Origin of the sequence: Streptomyces sp. NBC_00425 (assembly GCF_036030735.1) — a bacterium.
Taxonomy (GTDB): Bacteria; Actinomycetota; Actinomycetes; order Streptomycetales; family Streptomycetaceae; genus Streptomyces.
In genome coordinates, this window is record NZ_CP107928.1 from 3,175,585 (window position 1) to 3,188,052 (window position 12,468).

Annotated in this window: 10 protein-coding genes; 2 read left to right on the top strand and 8 right to left on the bottom strand. The window is 71.6% G+C overall.

From position 1 onward, the window contains the following. Positions 1 to 22: 22 nt before the first annotated feature. Positions 23 to 922, top strand: coding sequence for an aminoglycoside phosphotransferase family protein (locus OHS82_RS13240; protein WP_057579519.1), 900 nt, complete (start codon positions 23 to 25; stop codon positions 920 to 922). 76 nt (positions 923 to 998) lie between these two features. Here OHS82_RS13240 and OHS82_RS13245 read toward each other — a convergent pair whose 3' ends face one another. The 8 genes from OHS82_RS13245 to OHS82_RS13280 all read right to left on the bottom strand — a co-directional run bounded on the left by OHS82_RS13245 (position 999) and on the right by OHS82_RS13280 (position 10,964). Further along, positions 999 to 1,424, bottom strand: coding sequence for a hypothetical protein (locus OHS82_RS13245; protein WP_328433908.1), 426 nt, complete (start codon positions 1,422 to 1,424; stop codon positions 999 to 1,001). Between the two features lie 144 nt (positions 1,425 to 1,568). Then, on the bottom strand, positions 1,569 to 3,272 hold the full coding sequence (locus OHS82_RS13250) for a proline--tRNA ligase (RefSeq protein WP_266725967.1): 1,704 nt from the start codon (positions 3,270 to 3,272) through the stop codon (positions 1,569 to 1,571). 110 nt (positions 3,273 to 3,382) lie between these two features. Beyond that, positions 3,383 to 3,916, bottom strand: a complete 534-nt coding sequence (locus tag OHS82_RS13255; RefSeq protein WP_266725966.1) for a GNAT family N-acetyltransferase — start codon at positions 3,914 to 3,916, stop codon at positions 3,383 to 3,385. Positions 3,917 to 3,937: 21 nt separating this feature from the next. Further along, on the bottom strand, positions 3,938 to 4,786 hold the full coding sequence (locus tag OHS82_RS13260; protein WP_057579526.1) for a GNAT family N-acetyltransferase: 849 nt from the start codon (positions 4,784 to 4,786) through the stop codon (positions 3,938 to 3,940). 259 nt (positions 4,787 to 5,045) lie between these two features. After that, positions 5,046 to 6,203 carry a flavodoxin-dependent (E)-4-hydroxy-3-methylbut-2-enyl-diphosphate synthase gene (gene ispG / locus OHS82_RS13265; protein ID WP_328433909.1) on the bottom strand — a complete coding sequence of 386 codons (1,158 nt, stop codon included), beginning with the start codon at positions 6,201 to 6,203 and terminating at the stop codon, positions 5,046 to 5,048. 182 nt (positions 6,204 to 6,385) lie between these two features. Beyond that, positions 6,386 to 7,690, bottom strand: coding sequence for a M50 family metallopeptidase (locus tag OHS82_RS13270; RefSeq protein WP_057580576.1), 1,305 nt, complete (start codon positions 7,688 to 7,690; stop codon positions 6,386 to 6,388). Further along, the gene (gene dxr, locus OHS82_RS13275; protein ID WP_328433910.1) at positions 7,687 to 8,940 is read right to left on the bottom strand and encodes a 1-deoxy-D-xylulose-5-phosphate reductoisomerase; all 1,254 of its coding nucleotides are present in this window, start codon (positions 8,938 to 8,940) and stop codon (positions 7,687 to 7,689) included. Before dxr ends, OHS82_RS13270 begins: the two co-directional genes overlap by 4 nt. Before the next feature lie 83 nt (positions 8,941 to 9,023). Then, complete coding sequence (locus OHS82_RS13280; protein ID WP_057580584.1) at positions 9,024 to 10,964, bottom strand: acyl-CoA dehydrogenase family protein; 1,941 nt, start codon at positions 10,962 to 10,964, stop codon at positions 9,024 to 9,026. A gap of 433 nt (positions 10,965 to 11,397) precedes the next feature. Between OHS82_RS13280 and OHS82_RS13285 the strand changes: the two genes are divergently transcribed. Beyond that, entirely contained in the window at positions 11,398 to 12,411 is a 1,014-nt protein-coding gene (locus OHS82_RS13285; protein WP_057580574.1) for a LacI family DNA-binding transcriptional regulator, read from the top strand. Positions 12,412 to 12,468: the final 57 nt, after the last annotated feature.

Here is a 12,468-nt window from a genome sequence, read left to right on the forward strand (position 1 = left end):
GACGGAAGGGAACGACTCGCGCATGGCTTTCGAACCGCCGCAGCGTCTGGTCCGAGCGCTCGGTGAGACGGCACCGGACGGTGACGGCTGGTTGGAGACGCTGCCGGAGACGGCCCGACAGGCCGTCGCGCTACGCGAGTTGACCGTCGACCGGGTGCAGGCGCCGGGCGGCCGGTCCAGCCTCGTCGTGCTCGTGCGGCGGGCGGACGGGGCGCCGGCCGTGCTGAAGCTGGCCCCGCCCCGGTTCCGGCCGGAGGCCGAGCGGGCCGCGCTCACGCACTGGGACGGCCTGGGCGCCGTCCAGCTGCTGGAGGGGCCGACGACGCCCGGGGCGCTCCTTCTGGAGCGGCTGCACCCCGATGTGTCGGTGCGGTCCCTGCCGGAGACGAAAGCGCTGCTGGAGGCGGCCGGGACGCTGCGGCGGCTGTGGGTGGAGCCCCCGGCCGGCCATCCCTTCGAGAGCGTCGCCGAACGCACCGGACGGCAGGCGGACGCCATGCGGGCGAGCGCCTCGGCCGAGCCCGACGTGGCCGCCCTGGTGGACGCGGCGCTCGCCGCGCGCGAGGGGCTGCTGGCCGCGCCGCCCGAGCATCTGCTGCTGCACGGCACGTTCCGGCAGAGCAAGGTGCTGGCGGGTGAGCGGATGCCGTGGCTCGCGGTGGGGCCCGACCCGGTGGCCGGCGAGCGCGCGTTCGATCTCGCTCGGCTGGTGCGGGACCGGGTGGAGGACCTGATCGCCTCGCCGTCCGGGGCGACGACCAGCCGCCGGCGGGTGAAGCGGCTCGCGGAGTCGCTGGAACTGGACCAGGAGCGGGTGCGGGGCTGGACCCTGTTCCGGGCGGTGGAGTCGGGCGTGCGCGCGCTGCGGGTGGGGCGCCGCAAGGACGCGGAGCTGCTGCTGGAGTTCGCCGGCTGGCTCTAGCCGGGTCCGCGCAGTCCCACCCGGCGTGCGTTGCCGGCGTGCGATGCCCGGGGCAGGCTGGGCCGGTCCCGGCAGGTCATCGGGACGGGGCGTCGGCCGTCGGTCTCGACGCGAGCACCGGGCAGTCGGACGCCGCCGCCCGGCGGGCTCGTCCGAGGGCGCCGGCTCGTCCGAGGGCGCCGGACAGGGAGGACGTGGGCAGCCGGACGACCCTGACCGGCAGCGGGTCCGCGGTGCGCTGGGCGAGGGCGGATTCCAGCCAGGCCGCGCCGTCCTCAACGGCGAGACGGACCTCCGCCGCGCCCACCGCGTGGGCCGCCGACTGCAGCGCGTCCAGGACGGGATGGGGCGACAGCCGCAGCAGGGTCGTGTCCTTGCGGCCGGCCGGTTCGCCCTCCGCGCCGTTGGCCACGACCACGGCCGGCCGACCGGTGCGCCGCCGTCCGTCGTGCGCCTCTGCGGACCGCGGCCGCGGCCCCCGTTCCTGTTCCCTGGTCGTCATGACCGTTCCCCTCCGTGGTGACGTTCTGTCACACCCTGCGGTCGGGGAACGGCCTGAGAGAATCCTGCGAGGCAGCCGTACGCCTCACCGGAACTCTCCGGGACGACCCTTACATCACGCGGACCCTCGGGTCGGGTGAGGGGATCACGCGGTGAGGCGGGCGATCGCCTCGTCCACCGTGAGCTCCTCGCGCTCGCCGGTCCTGCGGTCCTTCAGCTCCAGGACGCCCTCGGCGGAGCGGCGGCCCGCCACCAGGATCTGCGGCACGCCCATCAGCTCGGAGTCGGTGAACTTCACGCCCGGGGAGACGCCGGCCCGGTCGTCGACGAGGACGCGCAGACCGGCCGCGCGCAGCTTCTCGGACACGTCGAGCGCCAGCTCGGTCTGCAGCGCCTTGCCCGCGGCGACGACGTGGACGTCGGCCGGGGCGACCTCGGCGGGCCAGCACAGTCCCTTGTCGTCGGCGGTCTGCTCGGCGAGGGCGGCGACCGCGCGGGAGACGCCGATGCCGTACGAGCCCATGGTCACCCGGACCGGCTTGCCGTTCTGGCCGAGGACGTCGAGCTTGAGGGCGTCGGCGTACTTGCGGCCCAGCTGGAAGATGTGGCCGATCTCGATGGCACGGTCCAGGTGGAGGCCGGTGCCGCACTTCGGGCAGGGGTCGCCCTCCTGGACGACGACGACGTCGACGTAGTCGCCGACCTCGAAGTCACGGCCCGCGACGACGTTCTTCGCGTGCGTGTGCTCCTTGTTGGCGCCGGTGATCCAGGAGGTGCCGGGGGCCACCCGCGGGTCGGCGATGTACGTGACCTTCTCACCCAGCCCCTGCGGACCGACGTAGCCGCGGACCAGGTCGGGGCGGCCCACGAAGTCCTCGGCGGTGACGAGTTCGACGGGTGCCGGCGCGAAGTGCGCCTCGACCTTGCCGAGGTCGACCTCGCGGTCGCCGGGCACTCCGACGGCGACGATCTCGCCGTCCACCTTCACCAGGAGGTTCTTCAGGGTCGCGGAGGCCGGGACGCCGAGGTGGGCGGCGAGGGTCTCGATGGTGGGGGTGTCCGGGGTGGGGATCTCCTCGAGCGCGGGCACGCCGTCGGCGTCCACCGGCTTCAGCTCGTAGGTGATCGCCTCGGTGTTGGCGGCGAAGTCGCAGTTCGGGCAGTCGGCGAAGGTGTCCTCGCCGGCGCCGGCCGGGGCCAGGAACTCCTCCGACTTCGAACCGCCCATGGCACCGGCGGTGGCGGCGCAGATGCGGTAGTCGAGGCCGAGGCGCTCGAACACCTTCTGGTAGGCCTGGCGGTGCAGGGCGTACGACCGGGCCAGGCCCTCGTCCTCGGTGTCGAAGGAGTACGAGTCCTTCATGAGGAACTCGCGACCGCGCAGGATGCCGGCCCGGGGACGGGCCTCGTCACGGAACTTCGTCTGGATCTGGTAGAGGATGACCGGCAGGTCCTTGTAGGAGGACGCCTGGTCCTTCACGATCAGCGTGAAGATCTCCTCGTGGGTCGGGCCGAGGAGGTAGTCGCCGCCCTTGCGGTCCTGGAGGCGGAACAGCTCGGGACCGTACTCGTCCCAGCGGCCGGTCGCCTCGTAGGGCTCGCGGGGCAGCAGCGCGGGGAGGCTGACCTCCTGGGCGCCGATGGCGTCCATCTCCTCCCGGACGATGCGCTCCACGTTCGCGAGGACCTTCTTGCCGAGCGGCAGCCAGGACCAGATGCCGGCGGCGGTACGGCGGACGTAGCCCGCCCGCACGAGGAGCTTGTGGCTGAGGACTTCGGCGTCCGCCGGGTCGTCGCGCAGCGTCTTCGCCATCAACTGGGACATGCGCTGGACCGGTGCGTTGGCCATGGTTCTCGTACTCCTGCCGATGGGGGTCCGCCGTCCCCGGGCGAGACCGGGAGCGGGGGAAGGTGGTGGCTAGGAGGTTAGCCGGGAGCGCGGTGTGCCCGGAAATCCGTTTACCGGCGCAGGAGAGGCAGTGGGGCGCCCATCACCGCGTACGGGCGGGGGGCGCTCGGGAACAGGACGCGCCGGGCCAGGTCGTGGTACCCGAGCGAGCGGTAGAGGGCGCGGGCGGGGCTCTCCGTGTCGATCGCGGAGAGGATCGAGCGGGGCTCGGTCGCGGTGTCGGTGATCGTGGTGATCAGGGCCCGGCCCGCGCCGCGGTTCTGGAAGGCGGGGTGGACGTGCAGCTCCGTGATCACGAAGGAGTCGTCCAGCCAGTACTCGTTGTTCTGGGCCCGCAGGTAGGGCTGGACGACGGTGGACCACCAGTGGGTGCGGTCGTTCGGCATGCCGTAGACGAACCCGATCAGCCTGCCCTCGGGGGTCGTCGCGCCGAAGGCCCGTGCGCCCGGGCTGGTCATGTGGCGCAGGACGATCTGCCGTCTGACGGCCACTTCGTCCGGACCCAGCCCGAAGGCGACCGCCTGGACGGCCAGGGCCTCGTCCACGTGGGCGGAAAGGTCCAGGGGGCCGATGGCGAGGTCCATGGCGGGGAGCCTACAGGGGCGTCAGAAGAGCACGCTCGTGAAGGCGCCGACCTCCTGGAAGCCCACCTTCGTGTACGTGCGCCGCGCCGCCGTGTTGAAGTCGTTGACGTACAGGCTCGCCACCGGGGCGACGTCCGCCAGTGCGTAGCGCAGGATCGCGGCCATGCCGGGGGCGGCCAGTCCCCGGCCGCGGTACTCGGGGGCCACCCACACGCCCTGGATCTGGCAGGCCTGGGCGGTCGCGGCGCCGATCTCGGCCTTGAAGACGACCTTGCCCCGGTCGTCGAGACGGGCGAACGAGCGGCCGGAGCCGACGAGTTCGGCGACACGGGCCTGGTAGAGGAGGCCGCCGTCGCCGGCCATCGGGGAGACGCCGACCTCTTCGGTGAACATCGCCACGCACGCCGGCATGATCGTGTCCATCTCGTCCTTGCGGATGCGGCGGACGTGGGGATCCGGGGCGATGTCGGCGGGCATGCGGTCGGTGACCATGAGGGGCTGCCGGGTGCGGACCTCGCGGGCCGGGCCCCAGTGGGGTTCGAGGAGGCGCCAGAGGCGGGTCGTCGCCTCGGTGGGGCCGACGATCGAGGAGCAGCGGCGGCCGGCGCGACGGGCCCGGTCGGCGAAGGCGCGCACGGCGCGGGGGGTGGCGCAGATCGGGACGAGGTTGGCCCCCGCGTAGCACAGGGACGTCAGCATGCCGTCCTCGTACCAGCCCCACATCTCGCCGCCGAGCCGCCACGGGTCGAGGCCCGCGACCTGGACGCGGGACGTCACGAAGGCGTTGGCTACCGGCTCGCGGTCGAGGACGGCGAGCGCGGCGTCCAGGTCCCTCGGTTCGAGGACCCGGGAGGTCGTCTGGGTCAACACGCGCGGGGGCCTCACACTCGGGTCTGGCTGGTCCCCGCACTGTACCTGCGGAAGCTTTGCCGTGCCGCCCTGCGTTCAGTCGGCGTTCGTCCGCCGTGACCGTGCCTGTCGTGCCGTCCCCTGGGGGCTGCGCCCCCGGACCCCCCGTTCGGCCCTGAACGGGCCTCGTCCTCGAACGCCGGACGGGCTGGATTTCCCCGGCCCGTCTTTCAGGCGCCGCACCGGCCGGATTTCCCGCCGGGGCATGTCCGGGCGGGGGTCAGCCTGCTACCGATACCGACGGTTCGCCGGAGGCGATGCCCGCTGCCTCCATCTGTTCGGCCAGCTTCATGGCCTCCTCGATGAGGGTCTCCACGATCTTCGACTCGGGGACGGTCTTGATGACCTCGCCCTTCACGAAGATCTGGCCCTTGCCGTTGCCGGAGGCGACGCCGAGGTCGGCCTCGCGGGCCTCGCCGGGGCCGTTGACGACGCAGCCCATGACGGCGACCCGCAGCGGGACCTCCATGCCCTCGAGCCCCGCCGTCACTTCCTCGGCGAGCTTGTACACGTCGACCTGGGCGCGGCCGCAGGACGGGCAGGAGACGATCTCCAGCCCGCGCTGCTTGAGGTTCAGGGACTCCAGGATCTGGTTGCCGACCTTGACCTCCTCCACCGGAGGAGCCGACAACGAGACCCGGATGGTGTCGCCGATGCCCTCGCAGAGCAGCGCCCCGAAGGCGACCGCCGACTTGATCGTGCCCTGGAACGCCGGGCCCGCCTCCGTGACACCGAGGTGGAGGGGATAGTCGCACTGCGCGGCGAGCTGCCGGTACGCCTCGATCATCACGACCGGGTCGTTGTGCTTCACCGAGATCTTGATGTCACGGAAGTCGTGCTCCTCGAACAGCGACGCCTCCCACAGCGCCGACTCCACCAGCGCCTCCGGCGTCGCCCTGCCGTACTTCTGCAGCAGCCGACGGTCCAGCGAGCCCGCGTTCACACCGATGCGGATCGGCGTGCCGTGCTCCTTCGCCGCCTTCGCGATCTCCCGCACCTTGTCGTCGAACTGCTTGATGTTGCCCGGGTTCACCCGCACCGCCGCACAGCCCGCCTCGATCGCCGCGAACACGTACTTCGGCTGGAAGTGGATGTCCGCGATCACCGGGATCTGCGACTTGCGCGCGATCGTCGACAACGCGTCCGCGTCGTCCTGCGTCGGACACGCCACCCGCACGATCTGACACCCCGACGCCGTCAGCTCCGCGATCTGCTGCAACGTCGCCCCGATGTCCGACGTACGCGTCGTCGTCATCGACTGCACCGACACCGGGGCGTCTCCACCCACCGCCACGGAGCCGACCTGGATCTGCCGGCTCCTGCGGCGCTCGGCGATCTTGGTCGGGACGGACGGCATGCCGAGAGAAATCGCAGTCATCTGCTGTGCAACCCCAAGTCGTGGATCAAGGCTCAGGTCCCGTCGGAGGCGGGTTCCAGGCTTCGAGATTACGGCACTGCCCCCGACAGGAGCACATCGCTGCCGTCAAACACACTCAATGGAGGCGGCCCGGCACCGAGGAGGTGCCGGGCCGTCTCCGTCCACGGATGACGAGGGCTCGCCTACGAGATTTTGACCGGGTTCACCACATCTGCGATCAATACCAAGATCGTGAAGCAGATGAAGACGCCCGCCACCACGTAGGCCACCGGCATCAGCTTCGCCACGTCGAACGGGCCCGGGTCCGGCCTGCGCAGCAGCTTCGCCAGGTTGCGGCGCAGCGACTCCCACAGGGCCCCCGCGATGTGGCCGCCGTCCAGGGGCAGCAGCGGGAGCATGTTGAACAGGAACAGGGAGAGGTTGAAGCCGGCGACCAGCATCACGGCCATCGCGAGCTGCTGCGAGGCCGGGATGTCGAGGGTGAAGATCTCACCGCCGACGCGGGCCGCGCCGACCACGCCCATGGGCGAGTCGGGCTCGCGGGGCGCGCCGTCGAAGGCGGCGTTCCACAGGGCCGGGATCTTGCCGGGGAGGGCGGCGATGGAGTCGACGGCCTCGCCCACGCGGTCGGTCATCCAGGACACCGAGTCGCCGAAGTCCTGCTGGACGACGCCGGTGGCCGCGCTGAAGCCGAGGAAGCCGGCCTTGACGTACTCGCCCTGGACGTACGCCCCGCTGGAGTCCTTCTTGGCGACCTGGTTGGTGGCGATCGTCGTGTGCAGGGTCAGCTCCTGGCCCTTGCGGTCGACGACGATGGCCACCTCCTTGCCGGCGCTGACCCGGATGAGGTCGGACAGCGTGTTCCAGTCGTCCGTCTTCTGCCCGGCGAAGGAGACGATCTTGTCGCCCGGCTTCATGCCGGCGGCCGCGGCCGGGGAGGCCGGGTCGGTCGACTTGCACGCGTCGCGGTTCTGGCTCTGCGAGATGACGCAGGGGGAGACCGAGCTGACGGTGGTGGTCTGCTGCTGGATGCCGAAGCCCATCAGGACGGTGAGGAAGAGGCCCACCGCGAGCACCAGGTTCATGAAGGGGCCCGCGAACATCACGATGACGCGTTTCCAGGGCTTGCGCGTGTAGAACATGCGCGTCTCGTCGCCCGGCTGGAGCTCCTCGTAGGCGGCCGAGCGGGCGTCCTCGATCATGCCGCGCCAGGGGGAGGTGGAGCGGGCCGTCACGCGGCCGTCCTCGCCGGGCGGGAACATGCCGATCATGCGGATGTAGCCGCCGAACGGGATGGCCTTGAAGCCGTACTCGGTCTCGCCCTTCCTGCGGGAGAACAGGGTCGGGCCGAAGCCGACCATGTACTGCGGCACCCTGATGCCGAAGAGTTTGGCCGTGGACAGGTGGCCCAGCTCGTGCCAGGCGATCGAGAACAGCAGGCCGACCGCGAAGACGACTATGCCGAGGATCATCATCAGGGCTGTCATGCACGCGCCTCCGCGGTAGCCGTCAGTTCTTGTGTCCGGGCCCGGGCCCAGGTCTCCGCCTCGAGGACGTCCGACACGGTGAGCGAAGTTCCCGTCGCCGGCGTGCCGTGCTCCTCCACGACCCGGGTGACGGTCTCCATGATCCCGTTGAACGGGAGCGCGCCCTTGCGGAACGCCTCCACGCACTCCTCGTTTGCGGCATTGAACACCGCCGGAGCCGTGCCCGCGAGCTCGCCCACGTGCCGGGCGAGGTTCACCGAGGGGAACGCCTCCTCGTCGAGCGGGAAGAACTCCCAGGTCGACGCGGTGCTCCAGTCGAAGGCGGGCGCCGCGTCCGGGACGCGCTGCGGCCAGCCGAGGCCGATGGCGATGGGGCCGCGCATGTCGGGGGGCGTCGCCTGCGCCAGTGTCGATCCGTCCGTGAACTCAACCATCGAGTGGACATACGACTGCGGATGCACGACCACCTCAATCCGGGAGAAGGGAATGTCGTAGAGGAGGTGCGCCTCGATGACTTCCAGGCCCTTGTTGACGAGGGTCGCGGAGTTGATCGTGATCACCGGGCCCATGGACCAGGTGGGGTGGGCGAGGGCGTCCTCGACCGTGACGTTCGCCAGCTGGGCCTTGGTGCGGCCGCGGAAGGGGCCGCCGGAGGCGGTGACGACCAGCTTGCGGACGTCGGCCCGGGCGCCGCCGGCCAGTGCCTGGAAGAGGGCGGCGTGCTCGGAGTCCACCGGGATGATCTGACCGGGCTTCGCGAGCGCCTTCACCAGCGGGCCGCCGACGATGAGCGACTCCTTGTTGGCGAGCGCGAGGGTGCGGCCCGCCTCCAGGGCGGCGAGGGTGGGCGCGAGACCGATGGAGCCCGTGATGCCGTTGAGGACGGTGTGGCAGTCGGAGGCGGCGAGCCGGGTGGCCGCGTCCGGTCCGGCCAGGATCTCGGGCAGCGGCTCCGCCGCGCCGTACTCGGCGGCGAGCGCCTCGCGCAGGGCCGGCACGACGTCCTCGCGGGCCACCGCGACGGTCCGCACCCGCAGCAGCCGTGCCTGTTCGGCGAGGAGGGCGACCCGGCCGCCGTTGGCGGACAGGCCGCTCACCCGGAACCGGTCCGGGTTGCGCAGCACGAGGTCGATGGCCTGGGTGCCGATCGAGCCGGTGGAGCCGAGGACCACCACGTCCTTGGGACCGTCGCCCACGACGGGGTCGTAGACGAGGTGCGGGTCGGCGAGAGGGCTTGGACTGTCGCTCATCCCCCCATTGTCGCCGCACCGCGTGCGCGCCAGGACAGGGTGTCCCCCCAAGGAGGACACCCTGCGCACCGGTGTGCGACGGCTCACCCGATCGAGCGGTGGACGTTCTCCCGCTCGCTGGGTCCCGGGGCCGCCTCGGCGATCCACGGGCCGTCCCCGGACGGGTCGACGATGCCCTGCTCCAGCCACTCGTAGGCGCCCGCCATGACGCCCTTGACGACCTTGCGGTCCAGGTCGTCGGTGTTGCTCCACAGGCGGCCGAAGAGCTCGTCGACGCGCAGCCGGGACTGGCGGCAGAAGGCGTCGGCGAGCTGGTAGGCCTCGCGGCCGTGCTCACCGCGCGAGCGCAGCAGTTCGGCGCGCACGCAGGCCGCGCTCATCGCGAAGAGCTCCGCGCCGATGTCCACGATCCGGCCGAGGAAGCCCTGCTTGGTCTCCATCCGGCCCTGCCAGCGGGACATGGCGTAGAACGTGGAGCGGGCGAGCTTGCGGGCGTGCCGCTCCACGTGGCGCAGATGCGGGGCGAGGTCGACGCCCGCGTGCTTGAACTCGCTGTACGAGGACGGCAGCTGCCCCGGTCCCGCGACCAGCTTCGGCAGCCACTTGGCGTAGAAGACACCGGCGCCCACGCCCGCCTTCGCCTTGTCCTGGAGGGACTTGTCGGGGTCGATGAGGTCGCCGGCGACCGTGAGGTGGGCGTCGACGGCCTCGCGGGCGATGAGGAGATGCATGATCTCCGTCGAGCCCTCGAAGATGCGGTTGATCCGCAGGTCGCGCAGGACCTGTTCGGCGGGGACCGCCCGCTCGCCGCGGGCGGCGAGGGACGCGGCCGTCTCGAAACCGCGGCCGCCGCGGATCTGGACCAGCTCGTCGGCCATCCGCCAGCCCATCTCGGAGGCGATGAGCTTGGCCAGCGCGCCCTCGATGCGGATGTCGTTGCGGTCCTCGTCGGCCATCTGCGAGGACAGGTCGAGGACGGCCTCCAGGGCGAAGGTCGTCGCCGCGATGAAGCTGATCTTCGCGCCGACCGCCTCGTGGTGGGCGATCGGCTTGCCCCACTGCTCGCGCGCGGCCGACCACTCACGGGCGATCTTCAGGCTCCACTTGCCGGCGGCCACACAGGACGCGGGCAGCGAGAGGCGGCCGGTGTTGAGGGTGGTCAGGGCGATCTTGAGGCCCGCGCCCTCGGGTCCGATGCGGTTCGCGGCCGGGACGCGGACCTGGTGGAAGCGGGTGACGCCGTTCTCGATGCCGCGCAGGCCCATGAAGGCGTTGCGGTTCTCGACGGTGATGCCGGGCGAGTCGCTCTCCACGACGAAGGCGGTGATGCCGCCCTTGTGGCCCTCGCTCTTCGGCACCCGGGCCATCACGACCAGCAGGTCGGCGACGACGCCGTTGGTCGTCCACAGCTTCACGCCGTCGAGGACGTAGTCTCCCCCGTCGTCGGGCACCGCGCTGGTGGCGAGGCGGGCCGGGTCGGAGCCGACGTCCGGCTCCGTGAGGAGGAAGGCGCTGATGTCGGTGGTGGCGCAGCGGGGCAGGAACTTCTGCTTCTGCTCGGGGGTGCCGAACATCTTCAGCGGCTGCGGCACGCCGATCGACTGGTGCGCCGACAGCAGCACGCCGATCGCGGGACTGGCCGAGCCGACCAGGGCCAGCGCCTTGTTGTAGTAGACCTGGGTCAGGCCGAGGCCGCCGTACTTGGGGTCGATCTTCATGCCGAGGGCGCCGAGCTCCTTGAGCCCGGTGATCACCTCGTCGGGGATCCGGGCCTCGCGCTCGATGCGGGCCGCGTCCACCTGCGTGTCGCAGAAGGCGCGGAGCTTGGCCAGGAACGCCTCGCCGCGCCGGACGGCCTCGGCGGAGGGGACCGGGTGAGGGTGGATGAGGTCGAGCCGGAAGCGGCCCAGGAACAGTTCCTTGGCGAAGCTGGGCTTGCGCCAGTCCTGTTCCCGGGCGGCCTCGGCGACCTGGCGGGCCTCACGTTCGGTGACGGTGGGTTTCTTGAGGGGTGGTGCGGACATGAGGCTCACCTCGCCGCGAATCGGGATCTCGGACCACATTGGTTACCGATCGGTGCTACCCGATCGTTGGTACCCGATCCGGGCCGAGGTGGCCACCCCGCGTGCGCGCGTTCGGCCACCCGACCCCCCGGCGCGCTCCGGCCGCGAGCGCCGCGCGCCCCGGCGGAGCACGGCACGCGGGTGCGCGCCGGGTCGCCCGGAAGCACCGCTTCCGCCGGTCGGGCGGCCTGCGCCGAACGGGTGTGCGCGAGGTGTGCGCGACTCCCGCGAGGGGTTCCCGTACCCTTCTCCACCATTCCCCCATAACTCCGTGTCGAAGCGCTTCGACAACCTATGGACACCCACCCCCTCTGGGGCTACTGTCGAACCACCCTCACCCGCCCTTGTTCGTAATGCGCACTGTCGAAGCGCTTCACAAAGCTTGGAGAGCTGGATGGTCACCCTCGCCGAGGTCGCCCAGCACGCCGGAGTCTCGGCGAGCACGGTGAGCTATGTCCTCAGTGGCAAGCGGTCCATCTCGACGACGACCCGGCAGCGCGTCGAGCAGAGCATCCGGGAACTCGGCTACCACCCGAACGCGGGCGCCCGCGCACTGGCCAGCAGCCGGTCCAACATCATCGCGCTGATGATTCCGCTGCGCACCGACATCTACGTGCCGGTGATGATGGAGATCGCCATCGCGGTTGCCACCACGGCGCGCGCGTACGGATACGACGTCCTGCTGCTGACCGGCGAGGAGGGGCCCGACGCCGTCCGCCGCGTCACCGGCAGCGGCCTCGCCGACGCGATGATCCTCATGGACGTCGAACTGGACGACGAGCGGCTGCCCCTGCTGCGCTCCACCGACCAGCCCTCCGTGCTGATCGGGCTGCCCGCCGACACCTCCGGCCTGACCTGCGTCGACCTGGACTTCGCGGCGACCGGCGCACTGTGCGTGGAGCACCTGGCGACGCTGGGACACCGCGACATCGCCGTCATCGGCGAGGCGCCCGCGGTCTACGAACGGCACACCGGGTTCGCCGAACGCACCCTCGACGGTCTCCGGCGCCGGGCCGGGGAGCTGGGCCTGCGGCTGCTGCACCGCCCGTGCGAGGGCGGATACGACGCGATGGCCGTGACGCTGGCCCGGGTCCTCGACGAGCGGCCGGGCACCACCGGCTTCGTCGTGCAGAACGAGTCGGCGGTCGAGCCGCTGCTCGCGCTGCTGCGCCAGCAGGGCCGGGCCGTCCCGGAGGACGTGTCGGTGGTGGCGATCTGCCCCGATCAGGTCGCCGTCCAGGCGTCCGTGCGGCTGACCTCGGTCGCCATCCCCGCGCAGGAGATGGGCCGGCACGCCGTGGAACGCCTCGTCGCCAAGCTGGAGGGGCGCGGCGGCGACGAGGTCGTGCTCATCGCGCCCGAGCTGACGGTCCGGGCGAGCACGGGACCGGCGCCCTCCGGGGCCTGACGCGCATCCTCGCGCCCCCGCCCTTCGCTCCCCGCCCGCCTCGCCCCCTCGCTCCAC

Excerpts from the sequence above, each read along its gene's own strand:
- ispG (WP_328433909.1), bottom strand. The coding sequence starts at position 6,203 with ATGACTGCGATTTCTCTCGGCATGCCGTCCGTCCCGACCAAGATCGCC.
- OHS82_RS13285 (WP_057580574.1), top strand. The coding sequence starts at position 11,398 with ATGGTCACCCTCGCCGAGGTCGCCCAGCACGCCGGAGTCTCGGCGAGC.
- OHS82_RS13255 (WP_266725966.1), bottom strand. The coding sequence starts at position 3,916 with ATGGACCTCGCCATCGGCCCCCTGGACCTTTCCGCCCACGTGGACGAG.
- OHS82_RS13250 (WP_266725967.1), bottom strand. The coding sequence starts at position 3,272 with ATGGCCAACGCACCGGTCCAGCGCATGTCCCAGTTGATGGCGAAGACG.
- OHS82_RS13270 (WP_057580576.1), bottom strand. The coding sequence starts at position 7,690 with ATGACAGCCCTGATGATGATCCTCGGCATAGTCGTCTTCGCGGTCGGC.
- OHS82_RS13245 (WP_328433908.1), bottom strand. The coding sequence starts at position 1,424 with ATGACGACCAGGGAACAGGAACGGGGGCCGCGGCCGCGGTCCGCAGAG.
- dxr (WP_328433910.1), bottom strand. The coding sequence starts at position 8,940 with ATGAGCGACAGTCCAAGCCCTCTCGCCGACCCGCACCTCGTCTACGAC.
- OHS82_RS13240 (WP_057579519.1), top strand. The coding sequence starts at position 23 with ATGGCTTTCGAACCGCCGCAGCGTCTGGTCCGAGCGCTCGGTGAGACG.
- OHS82_RS13280 (WP_057580584.1), bottom strand. The coding sequence starts at position 10,964 with ATGTCCGCACCACCCCTCAAGAAACCCACCGTCACCGAACGTGAGGCC.